This window comes from Gorillibacterium massiliense (assembly GCF_000455485.1).
Lineage (GTDB): Bacteria > Bacillota > Bacilli > Paenibacillales > NBRC-103111 > Gorillibacterium > Gorillibacterium massiliense.
Genome location: NZ_CBQR020000166.1, coordinates 13,213 through 39,981 on the forward strand (window position 1 = coordinate 13,213; position 26,769 = coordinate 39,981).

Here is a 26,769-nt window from a genome sequence, read left to right on the forward strand (position 1 = left end):
TCGAGTGGTAAAAATAATTTTTTTTAATCATGCCATAAAGTGTTAGATTTGTAACTGGTTACTATAGCTATTGTTTATATATTTTTCCAGTTTTAATGCTTTAAAGCGGTTTTTCGCGAAAAAAGTGATTAATTGCTGCCACAAAAAATAGTGATCAGCCGTTATATACATAGAAAGGAGGCAGCCATGCAGCCATTCATGCAGAAAAATCCGGATGATACGTTCCAGGGATTGTTCTACCGCTATTATGCGCCAATTGTCAGCAGGCTTCTCCCTTTGGTCGGTCAGAAGGCGACGGCGGAGGACATTACGCAGGAAGCTTTCCTGCGGCTATACCGTGATCCTCCCGATGACCTGACTCGGGTAGGAGCTTGGCTGAACCGGGTAGCCGTAAACCTGGCTTACGATTATCTCCGGCATGAGTCCGTGCGCAGCCAGCGGTTTGCCTTGGAGAAGAGGGAAGCGGAAAGCTCAGGCAACGGCGTTTATCCATCCAATGAGGATGTTGCATTTGCCAACTGGGAGCTCGAATCCGTCCAGCGGGCATTGGATAAATTGTCCGAGCGGGATCGGATGGCGCTCTTGTTGAAGGAACAGGGCTACAGCTACATCGAAATTGCGGAGCGGCTGGATATTCAAGTTTCCAGCGTAGGCACGATGCTCGCTCGAGCAGGAGATCGGCTGAAGAAGCAATATTTTACGGAAGAGGGGATATACTCATGAACGAAAAGGAAACGGGCATTCATGTAGATGACGCCTGGAATCGCTTTGTGGAAGCCCATAAAACGGAACCGGTATCGCCAGTCTGGGGAAAGCTGAACGAAGCCGGGCTGCAGGCTGTACCGCATAGGGCGGTTAACCGTCGACCGGAGAAAAAGCGGGCAGCTTCTCGTTGGATGGGGCGATCGATCGCCGCAGCCCTCGCCATAGTCGTTGGCGTTGGACTTTTTACTCCCGCCGGAGACCGGGTGTTTGCAGCGATGATGGATACGTTCCGCATTGGGCATTTGCAAACGGTGGAGATTTCCGATAACGACATCACCAAGCTGCAGGAAGCGCTGGCGGGAGGCAATTTTGATCAAAGCAGCTTCGATTTGCAGCAGTATGGTCAAGTCGAGCTGAACGGCGACGGGCGCTCGATCCAAAGTGTGACGATGGATGAGGCTGTCAAACTGGCAGGTGCTCCGTTGAAACGGCTTGCGGATAACGGCGGCGAGGTCACTTACCAATCGGCGTTCGACGTCACGATGAAGCTGAATGTGGACAGTGTGAACCGCTTCTTGACACGGCTTGGAGGGAAAGTCAAATTCCCTGCGGATGCCGATGGCAAGCCTATCGCGATTCATATGCCGGAAGTGGTGTATGCGAACTTGAACGGGGCGGCGGCTGCAGCGGACGGAGCAAATACGGCGGCCTATAAATTTTTGCAGCAATCGAAGCTGCCTTCATTAGACGTTCCCGCTGGCATCGACGTCGATCAGGTGCGCAAGGCTGTGCTTAACTTGCCATTTTTAACAGATGAATTGAGGGGCAAGCTGGAGGCGATTCAGGATTGGAAAAGTACGCTGCCCGTTCCCGTCTTGACCGGTTCGAGCCGGGAAGTAAAGGTAGCCGGGAACGACGCCGTCTTAGCAAACGATCACGGAGACCGCAGCATTATTTGGCTGGACGGCGAGTGGTTGTACCGTTTGTCCGGCTCGACGGATGCTTATCCCACGGAAGATGATCTGATTCAAGATGCGGAAAGGATCGCCGCGCAATGACCGCTATCGTCACCGATCGCTTGACTAAACAGTACGGCACGTCCCGCGGTTGCCGGGATGTTACATTAACCGTTAAGCCCGGGCAGGTTTTCGGCCTGCTTGGGCCCAACGGGGCGGGAAAAAGCACTTTTGTTAAGATGGTCGCAGGATTGCTTCACCCAACATCGGGCGAAGCGACGATTATGGGTTACCCGGCAGGCAGCGTGGAAGCACGCCGCCTGTTCGGCTATTTGCCGGAACTGTTCCGTTTTCCGGACTGGCTGACTGCTGCCGAAGTGCTGGAGTTCCATGCCGGACTAGGTGGAGCGACCCCGCGCTCGGTCAAGGAACGCATACAAGATCATCTTCGGGAAGTGGGCTTGAGCGGCAAGGAAAACCAGCGGGTGAAAAGCTTCTCCAAAGGGATGCAGCAGCGGCTTGGCATGGCTAGCGCGCTGCTGTTCGATCCGCCTTTGCTCATTCTGGACGAGCCCGCTTCGGCACTTGATCCCATCGGCCGCCACGAAATTCGTTTGCTGCTGCAGCAGTTGAAGGAACGGGGCAAAACCGTTTTCCTCAACACCCACCTGCTGGAGGATGTGGAGCTTCTTTGCGACGAAGTCGCTTTTTTGCATGAAGGGCAGTTGCTTGCTTCCGGAAGTTTAAGCGAACTGTTGGGTGGAGGGGAAATTTGGACGTTTTCCGTAGGGGGATGGGACCCGGATGCAGAATGGGTTGGAGAAGCGGCTGCCGCAGGTATCCGGCTTACGGTGGTGGAGGAGAAGGAGAATGGGGAAGCGCATCTTACCGCAGCTTCTCTCCACCCGGAGCAAGCGGGGTGGGTAAATGCCAAAATCATCGGATCGGGCATGACTCTGTATGAAACCAAAAAAGAGAAATCCCATCTCGAGGACTGGTTTCTGTCCATGGTTCGGGGAGAAGGAGGCGGTTTTTCATGACAGAGCTTAATACGCCCAAACTGTTTCTCTTTCAATTGCTGCTTTTCGTCCGCCATTCAGCGAAAGAACTGGTGCGGAAAAAGGTTTTTATCGTCACCCTCGTTTTGACTGTCTTGTTTCTCGCGCTTTTCTATTATGGCGTCGGATTGATCGGCAGCAACGAGCGTGACGCGAGCGACAGCGCTTTGGTAACCTTCGAGCAGGGGGTTATTTTCCTGTATTTGGGCATCTTTTTCGCTCAATTCATTATCGCATTTCTTGTTTTGTTCTCCTCTATGGGGGCTATCGCTACAGAGGTGGAAAACGGCCAAATGCTGGCGGTGTTAGCCCGGCCGATCGAACGCTGGAAGGTTTACCTTGGGAAGTGGGCAGGATTTGCTCTCTGGTCAGCGATTTTCGCCGGACTGGTTTATACCGCCATCCTGTTTATCGTGAACTGGCAGATCGGCATGTTTCCCGGTTTTACCCCGGCATTGCGCGGCCTGCTGATGTTTATGGCCGTTCCTGTCCTGCTGTCGGCTGTTACGCTGCTCGGCTCCAGCTACCTCCCCACACTAGGCAACGGTGTGGCTTCGGCATTATTGTTCGGCTTGGGGATGTTTGGCGGCATGCTGGAAAAGATAGTAAATATGAACCATACCTACCCTGGAATCGAAAAGTTCGGGCTTTTGACCAGCCTCGTCATGCCGACGGATGCATTGATCCGCAGGGTCGATTATGAGCTAATGGGAGGCGGGGACATCCCGTCGTTTTTACAGAACATGGGGCCTTTCTCGCTATCGGATGCGCCAAGCAACACTTTCCTTGTTTACACAGGTGTATATGTCGCGGCTTTGCTGCTGTGGGGCTGCATTCATTTTACGAATCGGGATATTTGAACGATTAAAAAAACCATGTCCATATTTTGGGCATGGTTTTTGCTGTTCGCAAATTACAGCTCCCGGGCTGCACTCGCCGTCGAGCCATTTGATTGCTGCTCAGGCGAATAGGCAATTAAAGCGACTTGTTCTCCTAGTTCCTTTTTCAATTTATGCTCAAGCTGAGTGATTTCATCCAACAGTTTCTCGTGTCCCTGTAAATTCGTCAAAGAGTAGGACGAAGTCGGCATCGTTGCAGATCACCTCCTTTTTCATACATTTGCTAATGCTGCGCAAGCGGCATGTATGTCTGTTATCAGTTTTAACCGGGATTCCTGAAATATACGTTAATCATCCAGAAGTTCCCTAATTCAGAAACAAATAAGAAACATAAATAGGGGGAAAATGGAGTAGGATGATCATACCCACAGAAACCCAACATGAGTAAATTTATGAAGAAGGTGAGATGCGAAAATGTCCGTAAGCAAAAGCAAACAGATGCCCGTTTTCAACCATGACCGGACGGCTTATTTGCAGCAAATGGTGGAATGGCATACGGAACTGGCATTGGAACCGGGAACAGAAGGAAGCTATCACTCTGCACGGGCAGAGGAATACCGCGAAATGTTGAAAAGCGAAGGAGAAAATCCGACAGAAACCTCCTATTTTTAAACCATAGCATGGAAAATAACCATAGATAGGATTCCCTGCGGCGGCGGGAATCCTCTTTTTTTGCCCATATCCACCGGGACTATGATAAAATATGGGGTAAATGACGGGTGGAGAAGGTGTTTTTTCTGAGCAAGTTTCTATTGTTCGGTTTATTGATCTGGCTGACAGGCAGCCCCATCGGAGCACTCATTTTGCTCCTGGTGATCCTTTACATTATCGACCGTCAGTTTATCGGATTAACGCCAAGCCTGTCGGCGCCCTTGCGCAGAAACCGCAGATTGAAGGAACTGAAGCGCCACTTACGTACCCACACCCACGATAACGCAAGCAAAACAGAGGCGGCGCATCTATTGATTGCAAAGAAGAAGTACCGGGAAGCGGAGGCTTATTTACGGGAAGCGCTGCCCATCATGGATGATTCGGCTGATGTTCTTTACGGTTTGGGCATTTGCCGGTTGAAGCTGAACGATCTGGCCGAGGGAGAGCGGCTTTTGCGGCAAAGTTTAGCCATTAATCCCCGGGTAGCTTATGGAGATCCTCATCTGCGCCTTGGAGAAGCGCTCGCTGCGACGGAGCCGGACCGGGCTGTAACCGAACTGGAGCAGTTCCGCCAGTTGAATACCTCCTCTTGCGAAGCCTATTACCGTTTGGGTCAAATATACCGCAGACTTAACCGGAAAGAAGATGCACGGAAAGCTTTTCGGGAAGCGGTTGATCTATACCGAACGCTGCCGAAATACAAGAAGCGTTCAGAGCGCCGCTGGGCGTTGTTCGCTTTATTTGCCGCCAATGCCAATCGGTAACAACCGGAAAATAAGGGGGAGATGAAGGAATTGGATAAGCTATCGTTGGAATACGTCATGCAGGCGGTTCTTTTGATCTTCGTTCTGTTCGGTACCTTTGGTCTTCTTCTGGTATGGACGCGATACAAACGGAAAAGGGGAAAATAACGTGTATTACATAGACCGCAACCAAGTGGAAGATCGGCTTTCCTATGTAAACGAGCTGTCGGCTCTTTGCCGTGAACTGATGAACCGCTGGACCGATGGGGACTCCGTCCTTCATTTTGCCCAGGAGAGAGCCCTGCATACGGCGATAGAAACCGTTACAGACGTGGGAAGTCTTCTGATCGACGGTTTTTTGCTGAGAGATGCGGCCGGCTACGAGGATATCGTGGGTATTTTGACCGGAGAACAGGCGCTGGATACCGAAACCTCCGCCTACCTTATGGAGTTGGTCAAGCTGCGGAAACCGCTGGTTCAGCAATTTTACCGTCTGGAGCGGCAAGGCATGCATCCGCTGCTGCGGACTCTCCCGGAACATATGGAGTCTTTTGCCCGCTCCGTCAGGGAGTTTATGGAGAAAGAATTGACCCGTTCCGGTCAGGCGTGACCAATCTGAAATAGCATTTACATATCCGTCTATAGTTAAAAACCGGCCCTCCGTTAGTTTGGATAGGCCGGCTTTTTCGTTTTCAGCGATTAAAGTTATTCTCGGCGGAAAGCTTGCACAACGGTGGTCAAAGTCCGCGCCCGTCCCGTGATTTTATCGAATTGCCCTTGGCGGATTTCCTCCTGATGGATCACACTGCCGCCGATGCCGACCGCGAAGCAGCCTGCTTGCAAATAATCTACGATGTTATGTTCCGTTACTCCACCGACAGCGATTATGGGAATCATCCCGAAGGGACCGCGGATTTCTTTGATATAAGCCGGCCCAAGTCCCGTGCTGGGGAAGATTTTCACGGCGGTGGCTCCTGTTTGCCAGGCTTTATAGACCTCCGTCGGGGTCATGGCGCCGGGAAAGACAGGCAAATCATCATGCAGCGCAAACTGGATGACATCCTCGTCGGCATGAGGCATGACAAAGAAGTCCGCCCCCGCTTCCCTTGCCCGTTTCGCATCTTCCGTATTCAGTACGGTTCCTGCTCCTATATACATCTGGCCGCCAAATTCCTTTTGCAATCCGGCGATCATGGATGGAGCGTTCTTCGTATTCATCGTTACTTCCATCACCGTAACGCCGCCTTCGAGCAAAGCCTCGGCCAGCGGAAGAATGTCCTTTGCGTCCACTCCCCGGACTATCGCGATGATGCGCGTCCGTTCGATTTGCGCCAGTCCTTGTTCCTTGTTCATGGCTCAGCCTCCCGATTTGTGGTGTTGGAACGCCCCTATCATATCATTTGTCTCTCCTGCTAGTCTATTGATGAACTGCGAGGATTCTTTCTTTTTGCTGTGAACTGTGCTACGGTTTTGGATAGAATCGGTCAAGATGACCCACGATTTTTTTTATGAGAAAAGGATGTGCCCACGAGAAAATGGATAAACAAGAGAACGAACGGATCAAATTGACCTCTCTCTCGACAAAAGGAGGCTGCGGCTGCAAAATCGGTCCCGCGGATTTGTCCGCCGTGCTCCGAAATCTGCCTGCGCCAACGCCTGATCCCAATTTGTTGGTAGGGCTCGACACGAGCGACGATGCAGGGGTGTACCGCATCAACGACGATACGGCGCTAGTGCAGACGTTGGATTTTTTTACGCCCATCGTCGATGATCCGTATTCCTTCGGGCAGGTGGCTGCGGCTAACGCTATCAGCGATATATACGCCATGGGCGGGAAACCCCTCACGGCTTTGAATATCGTCGCTTTCCCCATTTCGACGCTGGACAAGTCGGTGCTGGCAGATATTTTGCGGGGCGCCGGAGACAAGATGCGCGAAGCGGGAGTCACTCTCGTCGGCGGCCATTCTATCGATGATCGCGAGCCAAAGTTCGGTTTGTCGGTAACCGGGCTGGTGCATCCGGACAAGGTTCGTACCAATGCTGGTGCGCGGCCTGGGGACAAGCTGATTTTGACCAAGCCCATCGGTGTCGGTATTCTCACCACCTCTATTAAGAAGGATTTATTGAGCGGCGAGGAAGTGGAGCGGGTCACCAAGGTGATGACGACCCTGAATAAAACCGCAGCGGAAATTATGGAGCCCTATGACGTCAGTGCTTGTACCGATGTTACGGGCTTCGGCCTCTTGGGTCACGGGATGGAAATGGCCAAGGGCAGCGGCGTAGGCATCCGCATCCAGGCAAGCCGGGTGCCGGTGCTGCCCCGTGTACGTGAGCTGGCGGAAGCCGGACAGATTCCCGGAGGAACGCGGAACAATTATGCCCACTTGGAAGGTTCTGTTTCCTACCCGGATCAAATGGATCAGATCAGCCGCTACATTTTGTGCGATGCCGTAACCTCCGGCGGTTTGCTCATCGCCATCCATCCGGAGCAAGCGGAAGAACTGCTGCAAAAGCTGCTGGCGGCCGGCGTGGAAGCGGCAATGATCGGCGAAACGACAGACGAGTATCCGGGAACGATTGTCATATCGGACATACATGTCGCTAGCGCAGCATCAGCGAATGTATGAAAAATCGGCAAAGCCGCCTGAAGTTTAACCTTTATAGAAGTAAGGTTATTTCAGGGCAGAATTATAAGGAGCGACAGAAGTGTTTCAGGACATTGCCATTACGGATTTGCTAAAGCTACAGCAAAAAGAGGAAGTGGATATCATCGATGTCCGCTCTCCCTCGGAATTTCTGGATATGACACTGCCGGGAAGCCGCAACATTCCTTTGTTTGACGACGAGGAACGGCGGGATATCGGTACGCTTTACACTCAAGTCGGGATGAGTGAGGCCAAAGTTAGAGGGCTAGAAGTCGTCTCCGCCAAGCTCCCCGCCTTCATCCGCGAATTTGATAGCGGCAGCCCGAAAAAAGCCGTTTTCTGCTGGCGCGGGGGCATGCGCAGCCGGACGGCGGCAACATTGCTCAGTTTGTACGGATTCAAGGTATATCGGCTGGATGGCGGGATTCGAGCGTATCGTCAGTGGGTCGTGGATCAGCTGCAGAAGTTTACGATGCATCCGGAATGCATCGTGCTGGGAGGCTTGACGGGTACAGGGAAGACGGATCTGCTCCAGCGTCTTGCAGCCAAAGGATACCCTGTCTTGGATTTGGAAGGGATGGCCGGGCACCGGGGTTCGATTTTCGGTGGCATCGGCATGCAGCCTCGCAATCAAAAAACCTTCGATTCACTGCTGCTGCATAAGCTGCTGGAAGTAAACGAAAGTCCGTTTGTTTTGATAGAGGGGGAGAGCAGGCGGATCGGCAAAGTGGTGATGCCGTCTTTTTTGGCAGAGAAGAAAGAACGTGGCAAGTTGATCGTCATCGATATGCCTGTCGCAACCCGGGTACAGAACATTCTGAAGGATTACCGTCCGGAAGAAAACAAAGAGGATTGCATTGGGCAGTTTAGGCGCATCGCCGATCGTATTCATACGCCGGTTTCAAAGGAAATCATGGAGCATCTGCAGATGGACCGGTTTGCGGAAGCCGTCGAGCTGCTGCTCGTTCATTACTATGATCCCCGCTATCTGCATTCGGCGGAGGGGCTTTTGGAAGCTGCCGTAACCATACGAGTTGATTCTGTTGATGAAGCGGAGAAGGAACTGATCCATCAGCTTCCCGCTCTGAAATCCGTACCTTAAGGTGCGGATTTTTTTTATTTTACAAAGCGGAAAATCGGGTCGTTTCCCTGTTTTAACGAACGGGGCTTGTTCGGCGATACTACCTCCAGACAGGCATTATTTGTGCTTTTTAAGTTAGTGATTTTAATCACGTGATTTTTCCTGATATTTTATATAAAAATAGTAACAAAAGTGCTAACTGAGCAATTATAGTGCTAGAGATTCTAATTATAAGCGATTACATTTAGGTTATCCATATATTACCATGTTCAAAATGACCTCGCCCCCAAGCCAGTTGCCTGTCCCCACATCCATCCTCCAACACGAAGTAATTTCAAACAAGAAATTAGCGATCGTTTCCTCCCGTCTCTTCCAATTTGTTATTGATTTTTTATCCCTTTGAAAAAGGAGGTGAGTCCTTTCTAAACCCAATCCAAACGATCAGGCGTTGTTCTTGGCATGTCCATGAAGGAGGTGATGGTTGGCCCTCAGTTGGCCCTCAGATACCGAAACGTTAATGCAATGCAGGACGATGAATGGTTACGCCGGATTACGCAAGACAACCCACAAGGAGGGATATAGTGCCATGGACGTTTCGTACCAGAGAAAACGGAACCTCTCCAAACTCGCGAAGCTGGCGCTCATTGCTGTGCTGATGTTCACCACGGTTGTTCAACTTCTGTTCGCCGATCAGCATAAAGCAAGCGCCGCATCCACCAACCAAACACGTTTTTTGACCTTGTACAATCAGATTAAAAATTCGTCCAACGGTTACTTTTCCGCAGAGGGCATTCCTTACCATTCCGTTGAAACGCTGATCAGCGAAGCGCCTGATTATGGTCACATGACTACATCGGAGGCCTATAGCTATTGGCTGTGGCTGGAAACGATGTATGGCTATTACACCGGAGATTGGACGAAGCTTGAAAAGGCTTGGGACAGCATGGAGAAATATATCATTCCCGTCAACGAAGGGGATGGTGTTGAAGAGCAGCCGACTATGAGCAAGTATAATCCATCCAGTCCGGCAACGTATGCTCCCGAGCATCCTTATCCCGATCAGTATCCCGCACAGTTTGGCGGCAAACCGGTGGGAAGTGATCCACTTGACACCGAATTGAAAGCGACCTACGGAAACAACCAGACGTATTTGATGCATTGGCTTTTGGATGTAGACAACTGGTATGGCTTCGGCAATACGCTTAATCCGTCCCATACGGCCGCTTATGTGAATACCTTCCAGCGCGGCGAGCAGGAATCGGTATGGGAAGCCGTCACCCACCCCTCCCAGGATAAATTCACCTTCGGGAAGTCGGGGGAAGGGTTTGTTTCACTGTTCGTCGGCGGCACTCCATCCCAGCAGTGGCGTTATACCGATGCGACAGATGCGGACGGGCGTGCCGTACAGGTCATGTATTTGGCGAAGCAGTTGGGATATTCCAACACGACCTACTTGGATAAAGCAAAAAAGATGGGCGACTACCTTCGCTATGGAATGTACGACAAATATTTTGACAAGATTGGAAGCGCTTCAACAGGATCGCCTACGGCCGGAAGCGGGAAGAACTCCTCCGATTATTTGATGGGGTGGTATACGGCTTGGGGCGGCGGACTTGGGGCTAACGGCAGTGGTGACTGGGCTTGGAGAATCGGGTCCAGCCATGTGCACCAGGCTTACCAAAATCCGTTCATGGCTTATGCACTCGCTAACGATTTGGCGCCGACTTCGCCAACTGCCAAAACCGATTGGTCCACCTCCCTGCAGAGGGAACTGGAGTTTTATGTATGGCTGCAATCGGCGGAAGGAGCAATCGGCGGCGGCGCCACCAACAGCTGGAACGGCGATTATAGCGCATATCCGTCAGGAACCCCCACCTTCTATGGTATGGGGTATCAGGAAGCCCCGGTCTACCATGACCCTAACTCCAACACCTGGTTCGGCTTTCAAGCTTGGCCGATGGAGCGTATAGCGGAGCTTTACTATCTGTTGGTTTCCAAGGGAGATACCACATCCGATACTTTCAAAATGGCTAAACAAGTCATCACCAAGTGGATTAACTATTCGATGCCTTACGTTTTCGTAAATAAGAAACCGGTTACGGACATTCAAGGATATTTCTTGGATGCTAGCGGCAGCCGCGTTTCCGGAACAAGTCCGTCCATTGCGACGACATCCGCATCAGGCGAGTTCTACATTCCTTCCACTATCGAATGGAGCGGAAAACCGGATTCCTGGAACGGATATGCCAGCGCTACGGGGAATCTGAGTTATCATGTTACGACTAAAGATCCCAGCCAAGATGTGGGCGTACTCGGCAGCTATATTAAAGCGCTTACTTATTTTGCAGCAGCCACCAAGGCAGAGACGGGAAGCTTTACAACATCCGGCAACACCGCACAAGCTTTGGCAAGCAATCTGCTTGACGTGGCATGGCTGAAAAATGACGGAAAAGGCATCGTTGCACCGGAAGAGCGCAAGGACTATTACCGATATTTCGATAAAGAAATTTACTTACCGAGCGGCTGGACCGGCACATACGGGCAGGGCAATACGATTCCGGGAAGCAGCGGAGTGGCTTCCGATCCTGCCAAGGGCGGAAACGGCGTGTACATCAGTTATACCGATCTCCGTCCGAAAATTTTGCAGGATCCGAAGTGGAGTTACTTGAGCAACTTGTACAACACGTCGTTTAATCAAACGACGAAGACTTGGGATAACGGGGTTCCCACCTTTACCTATCATCGGTTCTGGTCTCAAGTTGATATCGCTACGGCTTATGCCGAATTTGACCGGTTGATCACCGGAGTTGTAGTCTCGGTGCCTTCGGCGCCCACGGGACTTACGGCTACGGCAGGCAACGCACAGGTATCGCTAAGCTGGACGGCATCAGCCGGCGCCACGAGCTATAACGTGAAGCGGGCGACGGTAAGCGGCGGCCCATACACGACGGTAGCAACAGGCGTGACCACGACCAGCTACACGAACACAGGACTGACCAACGGTACGGCGTACTACTACGTGGTGAGTGCGGTGAACAGTGCGGGTGAGAGCGTGAACTCGACGCAGGTCAGCGCGACGCCGGTGAGCGGAGTTACGGTTCCGGCAGCACCGACGGGGCTTACGGCTACGGCGGGCAATACCCAAGTGGCGCTGAGTTGGACGGCATCCACCGGCGCGACGAGCTATAACGTGAAGCGGGCCACGACCAGCGGCGGTCCGTACACAACGGTATCTACCGGTGTAACCACGACCAGCTACTCAGATACGGGCTTGACCAACGGGACGACGTACTACTACGTGGTTAGTGCAGTGAACAGCGCAGGTGAAAGTGCGAACTCGACGCAAGTCAGTGCGACACCGGTGAGCGGTGTCACCATACCAGCGGCACCGACGGGGCTCACGGCTACGGCGGGGAACGCTCAAGTGGCGCTGAGTTGGACGGCATCTACCGGCGCGACGAGCTATAACGTGAAGCGAGCCACGACCAGCGGCGGTCCGTACACAACGGTATCCACCGGTGTAACCACGACTAGCTATACGGATACGGGCCTGACCAACGGGACGACTTACTACTACGTGGTCAGTGCGGTGAATAGTGCGGGTGAAAGCGCGAACTCAACGCAAGTTAGTGCGACACCGACTGCGGGGAGTACCGGCAATCTCGTCGTCCAGTATAAGCTGAGCAATTCCAACGCTACCGACAACCAGATCTACGCCACCTTCAACATCAAGAACACAGGCACGACCGCCGTGAACTTGAGCAACCTGAAGCTGCGCTATTACTTCACAAAGGATGGCACCGCAGGCTTGAGCTATTGGTGCGACTACGCGCAAGTCGGCAGCGGCAACATTAGCAATTCTTTCGTGACCATAAGCCCGGCGAAAACCGGTGCCGATACCTACGCCGAGCTGTCTTTTAGCACCGGAGCGGGATCGATTGCAGCGGGCGGACAGTCTGGCGAAATCCAGATCCGCATCGCCAAGAGCGACTGGTCGAACTTCAACGAAGCCGATGATTATTCCTTCGATGGAACGAAGACCAGCTTCGCCGACTGGAGCAAAGTGACGCTGTATCAAAGCGGTACCCTCGCATGGGGGATCGAACCTTGAGAAACCGACAAAAAGGAGTGAATGGAATGTCCCGTCTTTCACGGAAGCGCATTTGGATGATGATCATGCTTGCTTCTCTCGTCTTATCCCTGGTCGGCCCATTCGGTGTGCAAACGGGCAAAGCGGCTGAAGCCCATCAAGATAATCCGTTTTTAGGCGCTACCATGTATGTGAATCCCGATTACGCTACCGAGGTGGATACCTCTATCGCCCAAGTCAGCGATTCCTCTTTGATCGCCAAAATGCAGACGGTGAAATCGTATCCGACAGCGATTTGGCTCGACCGGATTGCGGCCATCGCCGGCGGCACGGCTAACGGCGGCCGTAAGAGCCTGACGCAAACCTTGGACGACGTGCTGGCGAAAAAACAAGCAGGCACGCCGATCGTAGTTACGTTCGTCATTTACGATTTGCCCGGACGCGATTGTCACGCGCTGGCTTCCAACGGGGAGCTGCCTTTGACCGCAGCCGGTCTGCAAACGTACAAAACCAGCTATATCGACCCTATCGCCAGCGCATTCGCCGATCCGAAATACCAGGATATCCGCATCGCTGCCATCATCGAACCGGACTCGCTGCCGAACCTGGTGACGAACCTCAGCGATTCGCGTTGCGCAGACGCGAACTCCACCAATATTTACCGGGATGCCACCCGGTATGCTCTCGACAAGCTGCATGCCGTCTCTAACGTCTACAACTACATGGACATCGGGCACTCTGGATGGCTTGGTTGGGACAGCAACCGCCAGCCGGCCATCGATCTGTTCACCACCGTTGTCGGCGGGACGACTGCAGGCTTGGCCAGCGTCGACGGATTTATCTCGGACACGGCCAATACAACTCCGCTGGAAGAACCGAATTTGCCCGATCCGAACTTGACCATCAACAGCCAACAAATCAAGTCGGCCAGTTATTATGAATGGAATCCTTATTTTGATGAGGCGGATTTTACCGCAGCCTTGTATACCGGGTTCGTAGCCAAGGGCTGGCCGTCCTCTATCGGCTTCATCATCGATACGTCCCGCAACGGTTGGGGCGGGGCGGATCGGCCGACTAGCGCCAGCGGAACGACCGTCAATGCTTATGTCGACTCCGGACGCATTGACAAGCGCCTTCATCGGGGGAACTGGTGTAATCCCAGTGGAGCCGGCATGGGGCAACCGCCACAAGCTGCGCCGACGGGTTATCCGGGTTCGCATCTGGATGCATATCTTTGGGTAAAACCTCCGGGTGAGTCGGACGGCTCCAGCTCGGCGATTGCCAACGATGAGGGGAAAGGGTTCGACAGAATGTGCGACCCGACTTACGTAGCGTCCAGCGGCAAGCTGACGGGAGCGCTGCCCAATGCTCCGGTTTCCGGCCACTGGTTCCATGATCAATTCGTCCAGCTTGTGCAAAATGCTTACCCGGTCATCCCCGGGGGCAGCATCACGGTACCCGCAGCTCCGACGGGCGTCACGGCCACGGCTGGCAACGCACAGGTAGCTCTGAGCTGGACAGCATCCAGCGGGGCTACGAGCTATAACGTGAAGCGAGCGACAAGCAGCGGAGGAACATATACGACGGTAGCCACCGGGGTGACGACCACCAGCTACACGAACACGGGCCTGACCAACGGGACGACGTATTACTATGTGGTCAGTGCGGTGAACAGCGCGGGTGAAAGCTCTAACTCAACGCAAGTCAGCGCGACACCGGTGAGTGGAGTAACGGTGCCGACAGCACCAACAGGGCTCACGGCTACGGCGGGCAACGCTCAAGTAGCACTGAGTTGGACCGCATCCAGTGGCGCGACCAGCTATAACGTGAAACAGGCCACGACCAGCGGGGGAACGTATACGACGGTAGCGACGGGCGTGACTGCGACGAGTTACACGAATACGGGTCTGACTAACGGGACGACGTACTACTACGTAGTCAGTGCGGTGAACAGTGCGGGTGAGAGCACCAACTCGACGCAGGTCAGCGCAACGCCGGTGAGCGGAGTCACCGTACCGTCGGCACCAACAGGACTCACGGCTACAGCGGGCAATGCCCAGGTAGCGTTGAGCTGGACGGCATCCAGCGGTGTGACCAGCTATAACGTGAAACGGGCCACGACCAGCGGGGGAACGTACACGACGGTAGCGACCGGGGTGACGACGACCAGTTATACGAACACAGGCCTGACCAATGGGACGGCATACTACTATGTGGTCAGCGCGGTGAACAGTGCGGGGGAAAGTGCCAACTCGACGCAGGTCAGTGCAACGCCGGTGAGCGGAGTCACCATACCGTCGGCGCCTACGGGACTCACGGCAACGGCGGGTAATGCCCAAATAGCGCTAAGCTGGACCGCATCCAGCGGCGCGACCAGCTATAGTGTGAAACGGGCGACAACCAGCGGAGGAACGTATACGACGGTAGCGACGGGCGTGACCGCAACCAGCTACACGGATACGGGCCTGACCAACGGGACGACGTACTACTATGTGGTCAGCGCGGTGAACAGTGCGGGCGAGAGCACGAACTCGACGCAAGTCAGTGCGACACCGACGTCAGGCAGCACCGGCAACCTGGTCGTCCAGTATAAGCTGAACAACTCTAACGCTACCGACAACCAGATCTACGCCACCTTCAACATCAAGAATACAGGCACGACTGCCGTCAGCTTGAGCAACCTGAAGCTGCGTTATTATTTCACGAAAGATGGTACCGCAAGCTTGAGCTTCTGGTGCGACTACGCTCAAGTAGGCAGCGGCAACGTCAGCAACTCCTTCGTGACGGTCAGCCCGGCGAAAACCGGAGCGGATACCTACGCTGAACTCTCCTTTGCTTCCGGCGCAGGGTCCATTGCTGCAGGCGGACAGAGCGGGGATATTCAAATCCGCATCGCTAAATCCGACTGGTCGAACTTCAACGAAGCCGACGACTATTCCTTCGACGGAACGAAGACTAACTATGCCGACTGGAGCAAAGTGACGCTGTATCAAAGCGGTACACTCGTATGGGGCTTGGAGCCTTAATGGTGCTGTAACTTCATGAGGCTGTAACAAGGGCATGCGAATTTCATTGGCGGCGGGGAGAACGGAGTTTTTGCATTCGACTTTTGTTCTCCCCGTTTTTTTCTCTTTTCAAATCTAGCGATCTATCGATAGAAAGAGGAGGGAATTGATAATGTTCAAGAAAAAAGTAATCGCAGCCGTTCTTTCGGCGGTTCTCATGCTCACCGGCATGTTCACCGTCGTCCCGCCTGTAAGCACGCAGGCCGCAGGGTCTGCCTTTGTCGGAGTGAGCGGCTCGAAGTTTGTTTTGAACGGCAGCGATTTCTATTTTTCCGGTTCCAATAACTATTATTTTCACTATGCCTCGCAAACCATGGTTGATGATGTGCTGAACAAAGCGGTCGCGATGAATCTGAAGGTCATGCGCATTTGGGGATTCACTGATGGGACTGCCAATGCCGGCGTCAACATGCAGCCCCAAGCTGGCGTGTATGACGAGTCCGGTTTCAAAAAGTTGGACTACGCCATCTACAAAGCGGGCCAACTGGGGATCAAGCTGGTCATTCCCATGGTTAACAATTGGGACGACTTCGGCGGGATGAACCAGTATGTCAAATGGTTCAATGCCGGAACCCATGACGCTTTTTATACCAACAGCTCGATCAAAACCGCCTATAAAAATTACGTTAACTATCTGATCAACCGGACGAACACGTACAACAACGTGAAATACAAGGACGACCCGACGATTATGACCTGGGAATTGGCCAACGAGCCCCGCTGCCAGTCGGATACGACGGGGAACACGCTGGTCAACTGGGCGAACGAAATGAGCACGTACGTCAAGTCCCTGGACTCCAATCATCTGGTAGCTGTCGGAGATGAAGGCTTTTATAATATCTCCGGCAACTCCGACTGGATGTACGGCGGAGGCGAAGGGGTGGATTGGACGCGCCTGACCTCCCTGACTAACATCGATTACGGCACGTACCATCTGTATCCGGACGGCTGGAATCGGACAGTCGATTGGGGAACCCAGTGGATCAAGAACCATATTGCCGACGGAAAAACGATTGGGAAGCCGACTGTGCTGGAGGAATACGGGATAAAAGACTATTCGTCCGATCAGTCGCTGCGCAACGCGACTTACCAAACCTGGCTGGATACGGTTTATACGAACGGAGGAGCGGGAGACCAGTTCTGGATTTTAACGGGCATTCAGGATGACGGTTCCCTTTACCCGGATTACGACGGGTTCCGGATCACCTACCCCAGCACGACGACTACCGTGATTTCCAATCATGCGCAGCAAATGAATGCTCTCAACGTCACAACGGTACCTGCGGTACCTGCGGGACTCACGGCCACGGCAGGCAACACCCAGGTGGTGCTTAACTGGACGGCCGCCACCGGCGCGGCCAGCTATAACGTGAAGCGGGCGACGGTAAGCGGCGGTCCGTATACGACGGTAGCCACTGGTGTCACGACGACTAGTTACACTAATACGGGACTGACTAACGGCACGACGTACTATTACGTAGTCAGCGCGGTGAACGGCATTGGCGAGAGCGCAAATTCGACGCAAGTCAGCGCGACGCCGAGCGTGACCATTCCTGCTGCGCCGTCAGGGCTTACGGTAACGGCGGGCAATGCTCAAGCAACACTGAGCTGGACAGCCTCTAGTGGGGCGACGAGTTATAACGTGAAGCGGGCGACAGTCAGCGGTGGCCCCTACACCACTGTAGCTACTGGTGTGACAACAAACGCTTATACGAACACGGGATTAACCAACGGCACGATGTACTACTATGTCGTCAGCGCGGTAAACAGCGCCGGTGAGAGCGCGAATTCCACGCAAGTCAGTGCGACTCCGGTGGCGGTCAACCCGGGCAGCCTCGTCGTGCAGTATAAGCTGAGCAATTCCAACGCCACCGACAATCAGATCTACGCAACCTTTAACATTAAGAATACAGGCACAACCGCCGTCAGCTTGAACAATCTGAAACTGCGCTATTACTTCACCAAGGACACAAGCTCAAATCTGAATTTCTGGTGCGACTACGCCCAGGTGGGCAGCGGCAATGTCAGCAATTCCTTCGTGACAGTCAGCCCGGCTAAAACGGGAGCTGATACTTACGCCGAGCTATCATTTGCATCCGGTGCGGGTTCCATCGCGGCGGGGGGACAGAGCGGTGAAATCCAGATCCGCATTGCTAAGGCCGACTGGTCAAATTTTATCGAAACTAATGACTACTCCTTTGACGGGACGAAAACCACCTTCGCCGATTGGAACAAAGTGACGCTCTATCAAAGCGGCGTCCTCGCCTGGGGCTTGGAACCATAAGCGGATTTCGGCGTCGACCACTGGTAAACCTCACAAGAAAGAAGGATAATCCATGTTCAAGCGATATCTTAAGGGCTTGCTTATTTGCGCGTTAGTCTTCGGTACGTTATCGTTCGGCACCCGGCATACGGAAGCATCGGCGAACTATTACCACACCTCGGGAAGCAAAATCGTCGACTCTGCCGGAAATCCCGTCGTTTGGAACGGGATCAACTGGTTTGGCTTTGAAACATCGAATTATTCTCCTCACGGATTGTGGACACGGTCTATGGATGATGTTCTGGACCAGATGAAAGCCAATGGCTACAACCTGATCCGGCTGCCGTACTGCAATCAGATGTTTGATTCCGGCTCGGTTGCCACCAGCATCGATTACGTCAAAAACCCCGATCTCGTTGGGCTTACCCCTATCCAAATCATGGATAAGCTGATTGCTAAGGCTGGCGACCGGGGGATGAAAATCTTTCTGGACCGCCACCGCCCTGATTCCGGCGGTCAGTCCGAGCTTTGGTATACGTCGGCATACTCCGAACAGCGCTGGATCGATGACTGGAAGATGCTGGCCACCCGCTACAACAATAACGACACGGTCATCGGGGCCGATCTGCATAACGAGCCCCATGGAAGCGCCAGCTGGGGAACCGGAAATACGGCCACGGATTGGCGGCTTGCGGCGCAGCGCGCCGGGAATGCCATCCTGTCCATTAACCCGAACTGGCTGATCATTGTAGAAGGGGTTGCAGGCAATGTGCAGGGCTACTCGGATTCGTATTGGTGGGGCGGCAATCTCAAGGGAGTAGCGAATTATCCCGTCGTTCTGAACGTCCCCAATCAAGTCGTGTATTCCTCCCACGATTACGGTCCGGGAGTCGCCTCCCAATCCTGGTTCTCCGATTCGACGTTCCCGAACAACATGCCGGCCATATGGGACGCTTATTGGGGATACATCAGCAAGTCGAATACAGCGCCGGTGCTGGTAGGGGAATTTGGCGGCCGAAATGTGGATACGACCAGTACGGAAGGAATCTGGCAAAATAAACTGGTAGATTACATCGCTGCCAACAAGCTGTACTGGACCTACTGGTGTCTGAATCCGAACAGCGGCGACACAGGCGGACTGCTACTGGATGATTGGGTTACATGGAATGCTCCTAAGCAGGCCATGCTGAGCCGGATCATCCAAACTCCCGGCACAACAGTCCCTTCGATTCCGACGGGACTTACGGCAGCGGCGGGCAACGCCCAGGTAGCGCTGAGCTGGACGTCATCCAGCGGGGCCACCAGCTATAACGTGAAGCGGGCGACGGTCAGCGGCGGTCCGTACACGACGGTGGCTACAGGCGTCACCGCTACCAGTTACACGAATACGGGGCTGACCAACGGGACGGCGTACTATTACGCGGTCAGCGCGGTGAACAGCGCGGGCGAGAGCGCGAACTCGGCGCAGGCCAGCGCGACACCGACCAGCGGTGTTACGGTTCCAGCGGCGCCTACGGGACTCACGGCCACGGCGGGCAATGCCCAGGTAGCGCTGAGCTGGACGGCGTCTGCAGGCGCGACGAGCTATAACGTGAAACGAGCCACGACCAGCGGCGGAACGTATACGACGGTAGCCACAGGATTGACTGCGACAAGTTACTCAGATACGGGACTGACTAATGGGACGACGTACTATTACGCGGTCAGTGCGGCGAACAGCGCAGGCGAGAGCACAAACTCGACACAAGTCAGCGCCACGCCGGCTGCGAGCAGCACAACAAGCAGTCTGGTCGTCCAGTATAAACTGAACAATACAAACGCCACCGACAATATGATTAACGCCACCTTCAACATCAAGAACACGGGCACGGCCGCTGTCAGCTTGAGTAACCTGAAGCTGCGTTATTACTTCACGAAAGACGGTACCGCACGTTTAAGCTTTTGGTGCGACTATGCCCAGGTAGGCAGTGCCAACGTTAGCAGCACCTTCGTCACGGTCAGTCCGGCGAAAACCGGAGCGGATACCTATGCGGAGATCAGTTTTGCTTCCGGCGCAGGATCTATCGCGGCAGGCGGCCAGAGCGGTGACATACAAGTCCGCATCGCCAAATCCGACTGGTCGAATTTCAACGAGGCCGACGATTATTCCTTTGATGCAACGAAGACCGCTTACGCGGACTGGAACAAGGTGACGCTGTACCAAAGCGGCAGCCTGGTCTGGGGCATCGAGCCGTAAGCAACGGCGAACACCTCCTTGGCATCGCCAAGGAGGTGTTTTTTTTGTGTTCAAGATCGGCCAGCGCCATACACTCCCCGCGACGACCGGTCGCTGCTGGAGCAACTGTACACGAAGTTTTTTCGCTCGGGCTGTGTCAAAATGCCGACTCCACACTATACTGTATTGTCAGCTGGGCATTCGTCTAGACGTTCTTGACTGGAGGGGGGTTCAAGGTGATTCTTTCCATCAGCGTCACCGTTATCGCCGTTTGCGCCTTATTGTGGACGGTATTCGGTACAGCCGCTTTGATCAAAGGGCTAAAACTCGCGAGTAACGCAAGCAAGATGCTGGAGGAATGGAACGTCCTTCTGGCGGAAACGGCGGCGGAAACCAAGGAATTGGCGAAAAGCGGAAGAAAGCTGGCTGAGCGGGCGGAACGATCGTTGACACGGGTGGAGCCGGCCCTAGACGTCCTGTACGGTGCGGGAAAAGTTGCAGGGGAGTGGAGCCGATCTTGGCGTAAGATCCGCTTACCGCTGAACCGGACGGCAGTGCCCACGGCGGCGGTCCCAGACCGGCCGTCCTCGACTATTAGCGAAGCAGCGGCTCAATTCGCGGCAGCCGGGGTTCGGCTGTGGCAAGAAAACGGCAATCGGCAGCAACGCCGGAAAACGGCAATCATAAAAAGGAGTGATCGTATGGCAAAGGTGAAGGGCAAGGATTTTGCAGTAGGCGCAGTGGTTGGCGGGGTACTGGGGGCTGTAACCGCATTGCTGTTTGCTCCGAAGCCGGGTAAAGAGCTGCGGTCGGATATCTCCAACCAAGTCCATGGCGCGGTGGAGAAAACCCAGGAGTTGGCGAAAACCGTCGGTTCCCATACATCGGAGTGGGTGGATAAGGCGAAGGATGCCGGCTCCGCCGCTCTCGACGAAATCCGTTCCTGGCGGTCTAAACGGGATGCGTCGGTGTCGGATGTGACTGAAACCGGCGAAGCCGAAGAAATCGACGAAAAGGCGGCCATCTCACGTCTTGATGATTCGATTGATTTTGTTCAAGAAGCCGAAAATATTTAAGGCCTTGTACTAAAGAATTCGTTTATGGAGTTCACTTGATTTTTTTAAGGCGCTGATTGAAAATAAGGATATCAATCTCTTAATTCGGCGCTATAATCGGGAGGCTCCATGAACGGAAAACGATTCTTGTTGCAAAACGGTCTGACTCTTGCCTTTACCGTTGCCATAGTCGCGGCTATGGGCAGTCTTTTCCTTTCGGAAGTGCTGGGCTATGAACCCTGCAAACTGTGCTGGTTCCAGCGGGTCTTTATGTACCCTCTTGTATTTTTATTGGGAATCGCCGCCTCCCGGAAGGATTACGGAATTATCCGCTATGCCGTTCCTCTGGCGGCAATCGGCAGCTGCATCTCCATCTTTCACTACTCCTTGCAAAAAATCCCCTTTCTGCACGAAGAGGTAACTATCTGCACCAGCGGTGTGCCGTGCAACGAGGATTATTTAAACTGGTGGAACGTGGTGACGATCCCGCTCTTGTGTTTGACGGCTTTTGCTCTCATTCTGACGATTCTACTATTGCTGCGGCGGGCGCTTAAAGAAGAGTAGACCACCAAAGTAAAATAAAGACGGTTCCCCATCAAAAGATGGGAGAACCGCCTTTTTCTTTTACCGCAAAAATCGTGTCATTCTGGAGATGGAAACACGATTCGGCGGTTTTCTTTACCGGATGTATAGATGGCGTTGATCATTTCCTGGGTTTTGAACGCTTCTTTGCCGTCGATGTACAGGGGCTTACCCGATCTAAGCGCATCGTAATAGTCACGGATTTGCTTGGAGTGGCTGACGCCCCAATAGATTTTAACGCCTTCACCGTAGTCGATGATCTCGTTGGGGTTTTTCTCCCGGGTGATGATCGTGCCGTCATTGTAAGTGATCGTCGCTTTTTCGGCTACCATCTTGGCGGTACCCTTCATGCAGTGGATTTCGATTTCTACCGGCGCATCGTAGCTGTAATAATTGACGGCAAAAAATCCGGCGAACACGCCATTGCGGAATTTGATGACGCCTTCGGCGCTGTCCTCCACTTCGATTTGCTCATGGGCACGGTTGCCGATTTGGGCGTCGACGTATTCAATCTCCTCGCCGATGAACCAGCGCATCAAATCCATCGTGTGAATCGCCTGGTCGATGATGACGCCGCCGCCTTCTTTATCCCAGGTTCCCTTCCAGTCGCTGCCGCTGTAATAATGGTCAGAACGGTTCCACGTCACCGAGCATTTGGCGCCCAACACGCTGCCCAGGCTCCCGTCGAGAATAGCGCTTTTGATCAGCTGCGATCCGGGATTATATCGATTTTGGAAAATAACCCCCAACGTCACGTTGTTTTTCTCGCAAGCCTCCACCATGGCCTTTGCGTCTTCCAGCTTTGTACTCATTGGTTTTTCCGTTAAAATATGCTTGCCTTTGTTGGCCGCATAAATCGTCATGGGCGGATGCAGGTAATGGGGAGTGCATATATGGATAACATCCAACTCTTCTTTATCGATCATTTCCTCGTAGCTTGTATAGTAATTACAGTTGTATTTTTCGGCTGCTTGGCGGGCGCGATCTTCCTTGTTGTCGCAAACCGCCTTGAGTTCCGCCAGATCTGTGAGTTGAATGGATGCCGCATGCATAGGGAATATATTTCCACAGCCGATGATGCCCACTTTTAACTTGTCCATATCGCTGCCTCCTTGAAAGAATCCTTTTGTTTCCAATTTATCACAACAGGTAGGCAAAAACCAATTTGCAGAAAAAGGCGAAGGTGAGGAAGAAACCGGATTCACTTGGAAAACAGGTTTTTCCTTCCGAATGTCGAATAGTAAGATGAAATTTTCGATATTTCCATTCGATATGCACCTTTTGTCGAGGATGAAACGTCATAAGAACATGAAATGCATGCCATATGGCAGCACGAGGGAGGAACCACCATGAGTCGAAAATGGAACGCTGTCCTTGCCACCGCTTTATTCGCTTCACTGCTGGCCGGATGCGCTGATTTTAAAGTGTCTCTCGAACCGAAGTCAACCAAGACGACCGCAGCCACCGCCGCTCCGGCAACGCCGGAACCAACCGTTGCGCCGACGGCAACACCGACGGTGAAGCCGACGCCAAAACCAACCGTCAAAGCGACGTCGGAACCGACACCGGAACCGACTCCCACCAAGGCCGCGTCAACGCCGCCAAAAGCGAATTCAGCCGAAAATAAAGCCCTCTCTTGGTATTACATGAAAGGCGGAAAAGGAGTCGTTCCGCGCTTCCCCGCAGAAACCAAACAGTTTGGTTCGGATCGCAAGGCCATTTGGGTCGGCACCGGCAAAAAAGTATATCTGACGCTGGATAACGGCGGCGCGATGGGAGATACGGACCGTCTGCTCAAAATCTTGCAGGATAATGACGTTAAGGCTAACTTTTTCATCGCCGGCTATAATGTAAAAAAACACCCCGATTACATCAAGCGAGTAGTTGCGGAGGGACATTTGGTCGCCAATCATACCATGACGCATACCGATATGACCACGATGACCGACGAAGCCGTTATTAAGGAGATCAACGATTTTACCGCGTTATTCGAAGGGATCACCGGGCAGAAAATGGCGCCCTATTTCCGCTTCCCTTATGGAAAATATACCCTCCATCTGCTGGACGTCGTATCCCAAATGGGGTATACTTCAGTCTTCTGGTCAACGGCGCTTAGAGATTGGGAGCCGATGAAAAACGGAGCCGATGATGCCTATAACGATGTCATCAACAATTTGCATGACGGCAACGTCATTTTACTCCATCAGGCTTCGGAGGATGATATCAACGCCTTGGACCGGATCATCAAGGAAGTCAAAAAAGAAGGGTACGAGTTTGCGCTGCTTTCGGACATGTAACCATTTCCTGTAAGGAAGGACGGAGCGGAGTACCAATCCGCAAGCCGCTACATAACCTGACAGTGTCTCGTCAACAACCCCTATTGATAAAGGAAGAGTAGCGCAGTGAACAATGCTATTGCCGTAATGGATTCAGGCGTCGGCGGCCTAACGGTCGTCAAAGAGATTTTAAGACAGCTGCCCCAGGAAAAAATCGTCTATTTCGGAGATACGGCCAGAACGCCATACGGCCCCCGCGATCCGGAAGAAGTCATCCGGTTCACACGGGAAATCGTAGATTACTTGATCCATTTTAAGCCGAAAATGCTTGTCATCGCCTGCAATACGGCAACTGCCGTCGCTTTGGAGGATATCCGCTCGCGAGTGGATATTCCTGTTGTCGGGGTGATAAAACCCGGGGCAAGAGCGGCCATAAAATCCTCGGTCAACGGGAAAATCGGGGTAATCGGCACCATCGGCACCATCCGCAGCGGCGCTTACGAAACGGCGCTGAAAGAGATATCGCCTTGGACGGAAGTCGTGAGTCTCGCTTGCCCGCGTTTAGTTCCATTGGTGGAAAATGACCAGTTTGAATCGGAGGAAGCCTATACGGTTGTCCGTGAATCCTTGATTGAATTGCAAAAGCATACGATGGACTGCCTGATCCTTGGCTGCACCCACTATCCTTTTCTTGCGCCTATCATCGCAGAGGTCATGGGCCCGGAAGTCAAACTGATCAGTTCGGATGAAGAGACAGCCCGGGAAGTCAGCACCATTCTTTCATACGGAAATCAGTTGGCGCAGAATGAGGATGTTCCGGTGCACCAATTTTTTTGCAGCGGCGATCCGGTGATTTTCCGTAAGATCGCTTCCGCCTGGCTGGATAAGCAACTCGAACGCTCACCGGTGGTTTGGCAAGTACCGTCGATTTGACCGATCCTGCTCCCCGTCATACGAAGATAAAACCGGCATATAATGGAATGCCGGTTTTTCGTGTGCGGAGGCGAGGAGGAGCGGGAAGGGGACGAAAGGGATGCCATCCGATTATGTCGTGCAAAGAGGGGACACGCTGACGCGCATCGCCCAGCGAAATGGGCTCACGCTGACGGAGCTTGCGGCGGCCAATCCCCAGTTGAATACGGCGGATTTGCTGCATCCGGGGCAAGTGATTCGCATTCCGGATGCTATGCCAAGAAGATATGTGATTCAGCCGGGCGATACCTTTTATGACATTGCCAAGCGTTTTAATGTTAAGGTTCAGGATCTGCAGACGTTAAACCCTGGCGTGAGGCCGGAGCGGTTGTTCATCGGCCAAACCATCGTGCTGCCGGTGAGTAAGGGAGAATTCATCGTTGACACAACGATTCCTTATGGATTCCAAGAACTGTCCGCCGATTTGCGCCAACTCGCGGCCCGGTATTCGTTTTTGGAAACGGTGATCATTGGATACAGCGTCTTGAACAAGCCGATATATGCCGTAAAATTGGGCGGCGGGCCGAATATCATCCATTATAACGGCTCGATTCACGCCAACGAATGGATTACGGCTTCGATGCTTATGAAATTTATCGAAGATTTCAGCTCAGCCTATACTACAGGCAGAACCTTTAAGGGCAAGGACACACGCAGACTGTTCCAAGCGACTTCCCTATGGATCGCGCCGATGCTTAATCCCGACGGGGTGGAATTGGTGCAGGAAGGACCGGATCCCCGCAGTCCTCAGTACCGCCAACTGCTGGAGTGGAACAATGGGTCCTATAATTTTTCCGGATGGAAGGCGAATATCCGCGGGGTGGATTTAAACGACCAGTTTCCTGCCCATTGGGAGGAAGAAAAGGCCAGACGCGGAACGGCGGGCCCCGGCCCTCGGGACTACCCGGGCACCGCACCGCTGACGGAGCCGGAAGTGAAGGCTTTGGCCGCTTTCACCCGGAACAATCCGTTCCGCCAAGTGATCGCCTTCCATACCCAGGGTGAAGAAATCTATTACACCTACCGGGGTCTGCAGCCGCCGGAATCGACGGATATCGCGAATCGCTACTCCCGCGTAAGCGGCTATACGCCAATCGACCTTAGCGAAAGCGATGCCGGTTACAAGGATTGGTTTATCCAAGATTTTCGCCGGCCGGGTTTCACCATCGAATCGGGAAAAGGAGTGAATCCTTTGCCCATTACTGATTTTCCGGCGATTTACGACCGCACCGTCGGCATCATGCTGGAGGGCATGGAGCCAATTTAAGCGGTTGTTGGAGCCGGGCAGCCGGCTGCGGGGGAACGGACACTTAGAAAAAAAAGCGCAGGGCCGATAAAATGGTCATAGCCCCGTCAAGTAGACAACTATAAAAGAGCACTTTTAAGCAGCGACCGCTTGCCGATATTCATAAGGAGAGCGGTTGCCGAGTTTTTTCTGGAAACGTTTGTTGTTGTAAAAAGTTATATAATCAAAAATCATTTTTTCTGCCTCTTCAAGTGACTGCGGCTTTTC

General features: G+C 53.2%; 22 protein-coding genes. 18 read left to right on the forward strand and 4 right to left on the reverse strand.

Annotated elements, in window-relative coordinates; translation table 11 throughout:
• Window positions 1-186: 186 nt before the first annotated feature.
• Genes TJ79_RS23490 through TJ79_RS23505 form a run of 4 tightly spaced genes read left to right on the forward strand, consistent with a single transcriptional unit; the run spans window position 187 to window position 3,579 of the window.
• Complete coding sequence (locus tag TJ79_RS23490) at window positions 187-723, forward strand: sigma-70 family RNA polymerase sigma factor (protein ID WP_052339920.1); 537 nt, start codon at window positions 187-189, stop codon at window positions 721-723.
• Window positions 720-1,763, forward strand: a complete 1,044-nt coding sequence (locus TJ79_RS23495; RefSeq protein ID WP_040952794.1) for a hypothetical protein — start codon at window positions 720-722, stop codon at window positions 1,761-1,763. Before TJ79_RS23490 ends, TJ79_RS23495 begins: the two co-directional genes overlap by 4 nt.
• Window positions 1,760-2,701, forward strand: a complete 942-nt coding sequence (locus tag TJ79_RS23500) for an ABC transporter ATP-binding protein (protein WP_040952795.1) — start codon at window positions 1,760-1,762, stop codon at window positions 2,699-2,701. The genes TJ79_RS23495 and TJ79_RS23500 overlap by 4 nt, the downstream gene beginning before the upstream one ends.
• A complete protein-coding gene (locus tag TJ79_RS23505) occupies window positions 2,698-3,579 on the forward strand; it encodes an ABC transporter permease (RefSeq protein WP_040952796.1) in 882 nt (293 codons plus the stop codon). Before TJ79_RS23500 ends, TJ79_RS23505 begins: the two co-directional genes overlap by 4 nt.
• Window positions 3,580-3,632: 53 nt before the next feature.
• Here the strand turns inward: TJ79_RS23505 and TJ79_RS27425 are convergent, their stop codons facing one another.
• The gene (locus TJ79_RS27425) at window positions 3,633-3,809 is read right to left on the reverse strand and encodes a hypothetical protein (RefSeq protein WP_155988013.1); all 177 of its coding nucleotides are present in this window, start codon (window positions 3,807-3,809) and stop codon (window positions 3,633-3,635) included.
• Between the two features lie 223 nt (window positions 3,810-4,032).
• Here TJ79_RS27425 and TJ79_RS23510 point away from each other — a divergent pair, with 223 nt between their 5' ends.
• From TJ79_RS23510 to TJ79_RS23520, 3 genes are all read left to right on the forward strand, one after another.
• Window positions 4,033-4,230: a hypothetical protein gene (locus TJ79_RS23510; RefSeq protein WP_040952797.1), complete on the forward strand. Its 198-nt coding sequence runs from the start codon at window positions 4,033-4,035 to the stop codon at window positions 4,228-4,230.
• A gap of 107 nt (window positions 4,231-4,337) precedes the next feature.
• Window positions 4,338-5,033 (forward strand): tetratricopeptide repeat protein, encoded by a 696-nt coding sequence (locus TJ79_RS23515; protein WP_238323123.1) that lies wholly within the window; start codon window positions 4,338-4,340, stop codon window positions 5,031-5,033.
• 148 nt (window positions 5,034-5,181) lie between these two features.
• Window positions 5,182-5,622: a DUF86 domain-containing protein gene (locus tag TJ79_RS23520; RefSeq protein ID WP_040952798.1), complete on the forward strand. Its 441-nt coding sequence runs from the start codon at window positions 5,182-5,184 to the stop codon at window positions 5,620-5,622.
• A gap of 95 nt (window positions 5,623-5,717) precedes the next feature.
• On the opposite strand, the gene TJ79_RS23525 is transcribed toward TJ79_RS23520, so the two are convergent.
• A complete protein-coding gene (locus tag TJ79_RS23525; protein WP_040952799.1) occupies window positions 5,718-6,365 on the reverse strand; it encodes a bifunctional 4-hydroxy-2-oxoglutarate aldolase/2-dehydro-3-deoxy-phosphogluconate aldolase in 648 nt (215 codons plus the stop codon).
• Between the two features lie 182 nt (window positions 6,366-6,547).
• Between TJ79_RS23525 and selD the strand changes: the two genes are divergently transcribed.
• The 8 genes from selD (at window position 6,548) to TJ79_RS23575 (ending at window position 21,990) form a co-directional block, all read left to right on the forward strand.
• A complete protein-coding gene (selD, locus tag TJ79_RS23530; RefSeq protein ID WP_052339921.1) occupies window positions 6,548-7,639 on the forward strand; it encodes a selenide, water dikinase SelD in 1,092 nt (363 codons plus the stop codon).
• Between the two features lie 79 nt (window positions 7,640-7,718).
• Window positions 7,719-8,759 (forward strand): tRNA 2-selenouridine(34) synthase MnmH, encoded by a 1,041-nt coding sequence (gene mnmH, locus TJ79_RS23535; protein ID WP_040952800.1) that lies wholly within the window; start codon window positions 7,719-7,721, stop codon window positions 8,757-8,759.
• Between the two features lie 565 nt (window positions 8,760-9,324).
• Window positions 9,325-12,849: a glycoside hydrolase family 48 protein gene (locus TJ79_RS23540; RefSeq protein WP_040952801.1), complete on the forward strand. Its 3,525-nt coding sequence runs from the start codon at window positions 9,325-9,327 to the stop codon at window positions 12,847-12,849.
• Between the two features lie 26 nt (window positions 12,850-12,875).
• The gene (locus TJ79_RS26940) at window positions 12,876-15,854 is read left to right on the forward strand and encodes a glycoside hydrolase family 6 protein (RefSeq protein WP_081757116.1); all 2,979 of its coding nucleotides are present in this window, start codon (window positions 12,876-12,878) and stop codon (window positions 15,852-15,854) included.
• A gap of 151 nt (window positions 15,855-16,005) precedes the next feature.
• Window positions 16,006-18,177: a cellulose binding domain-containing protein gene (locus TJ79_RS28320; protein WP_155988014.1), complete on the forward strand. Its 2,172-nt coding sequence runs from the start codon at window positions 16,006-16,008 to the stop codon at window positions 18,175-18,177.
• 52 nt (window positions 18,178-18,229) lie between these two features.
• Window positions 18,230-20,392: a cellulase family glycosylhydrolase gene (locus tag TJ79_RS26350; RefSeq protein WP_052339923.1), complete on the forward strand. Its 2,163-nt coding sequence runs from the start codon at window positions 18,230-18,232 to the stop codon at window positions 20,390-20,392.
• A gap of 215 nt (window positions 20,393-20,607) precedes the next feature.
• On the forward strand, window positions 20,608-21,447 hold the full coding sequence (locus TJ79_RS28325; protein ID WP_052339925.1) for a YtxH domain-containing protein: 840 nt from the start codon (window positions 20,608-20,610) through the stop codon (window positions 21,445-21,447).
• A gap of 108 nt (window positions 21,448-21,555) precedes the next feature.
• Entirely contained in the window at window positions 21,556-21,990 is a 435-nt protein-coding gene (locus TJ79_RS23575) for a disulfide oxidoreductase (protein ID WP_040952802.1), read from the forward strand.
• Between the two features lie 77 nt (window positions 21,991-22,067).
• On the opposite strand, the gene TJ79_RS23580 is transcribed toward TJ79_RS23575, so the two are convergent.
• Window positions 22,068-23,108, reverse strand: a complete 1,041-nt coding sequence (locus TJ79_RS23580) for a Gfo/Idh/MocA family protein (RefSeq protein WP_040952803.1) — start codon at window positions 23,106-23,108, stop codon at window positions 22,068-22,070.
• A 249-nt stretch (window positions 23,109-23,357) separates the two neighbouring features.
• Between TJ79_RS23580 and TJ79_RS26360 the strand changes: the two genes are divergently transcribed.
• The 3 genes from TJ79_RS26360 (at window position 23,358) to TJ79_RS23595 (ending at window position 26,523) form a co-directional block, all read left to right on the forward strand.
• Window positions 23,358-24,305, forward strand: a complete 948-nt coding sequence (locus TJ79_RS26360; RefSeq protein ID WP_052339927.1) for a polysaccharide deacetylase family protein — start codon at window positions 23,358-23,360, stop codon at window positions 24,303-24,305.
• A gap of 105 nt (window positions 24,306-24,410) precedes the next feature.
• Window positions 24,411-25,217, forward strand: coding sequence for a glutamate racemase (gene racE, locus TJ79_RS23590; RefSeq protein ID WP_081757118.1), 807 nt, complete (start codon window positions 24,411-24,413; stop codon window positions 25,215-25,217).
• A 100-nt stretch (window positions 25,218-25,317) separates the two neighbouring features.
• The gene (locus TJ79_RS23595) at window positions 25,318-26,523 is read left to right on the forward strand and encodes a M14 family zinc carboxypeptidase (protein ID WP_040952804.1); all 1,206 of its coding nucleotides are present in this window, start codon (window positions 25,318-25,320) and stop codon (window positions 26,521-26,523) included.
• 114 nt (window positions 26,524-26,637) lie between these two features.
• Here TJ79_RS23595 and TJ79_RS28705 read toward each other — a convergent pair.
• Window positions 26,638-26,769: IS3 family transposase (locus TJ79_RS28705; protein WP_081757119.1), on the reverse strand; the 132-nt coding region annotated here is incomplete at its 5' end.

Bases quoted from the DNA above. Each gene is read 5' to 3' on its own strand.
- TJ79_RS23505 (WP_040952796.1), top strand. From the start codon at position 2,698: ATGACAGAGCTTAATACGCCCAAACTGTTTCTCTTTCAATTGCTGCTT.
- TJ79_RS23500 (WP_040952795.1), top strand. From the start codon at position 1,760: ATGACCGCTATCGTCACCGATCGCTTGACTAAACAGTACGGCACGTCC.
- TJ79_RS23525 (WP_040952799.1), bottom strand. From the start codon at position 6,365: ATGAACAAGGAACAAGGACTGGCGCAAATCGAACGGACGCGCATCATC.
- selD (WP_052339921.1), top strand. From the start codon at position 6,548: ATGGATAAACAAGAGAACGAACGGATCAAATTGACCTCTCTCTCGACA.
- TJ79_RS23540 (WP_040952801.1), top strand. From the start codon at position 9,325: ATGGACGTTTCGTACCAGAGAAAACGGAACCTCTCCAAACTCGCGAAG.
- TJ79_RS23490 (WP_052339920.1), top strand. From the start codon at position 187: ATGCAGCCATTCATGCAGAAAAATCCGGATGATACGTTCCAGGGATTG.
- TJ79_RS26360 (WP_052339927.1), top strand. From the start codon at position 23,358: ATGAGTCGAAAATGGAACGCTGTCCTTGCCACCGCTTTATTCGCTTCA.
- TJ79_RS27425 (WP_155988013.1), bottom strand. From the start codon at position 3,809: ATGCCGACTTCGTCCTACTCTTTGACGAATTTACAGGGACACGAGAAA.
- TJ79_RS26350 (WP_052339923.1), top strand. From the start codon at position 18,230: ATGTTCAAGCGATATCTTAAGGGCTTGCTTATTTGCGCGTTAGTCTTC.
- TJ79_RS23510 (WP_040952797.1), top strand. From the start codon at position 4,033: ATGTCCGTAAGCAAAAGCAAACAGATGCCCGTTTTCAACCATGACCGG.
- TJ79_RS28320 (WP_155988014.1), top strand. From the start codon at position 16,006: ATGTTCAAGAAAAAAGTAATCGCAGCCGTTCTTTCGGCGGTTCTCATG.
- TJ79_RS23595 (WP_040952804.1), top strand. From the start codon at position 25,318: ATGCCATCCGATTATGTCGTGCAAAGAGGGGACACGCTGACGCGCATC.
- TJ79_RS23495 (WP_040952794.1), top strand. From the start codon at position 720: ATGAACGAAAAGGAAACGGGCATTCATGTAGATGACGCCTGGAATCGC.
- TJ79_RS23575 (WP_040952802.1), top strand. From the start codon at position 21,556: ATGAACGGAAAACGATTCTTGTTGCAAAACGGTCTGACTCTTGCCTTT.
- TJ79_RS23580 (WP_040952803.1), bottom strand. From the start codon at position 23,108: ATGGACAAGTTAAAAGTGGGCATCATCGGCTGTGGAAATATATTCCCT.
- TJ79_RS26940 (WP_081757116.1), top strand. From the start codon at position 12,876: ATGTCCCGTCTTTCACGGAAGCGCATTTGGATGATGATCATGCTTGCT.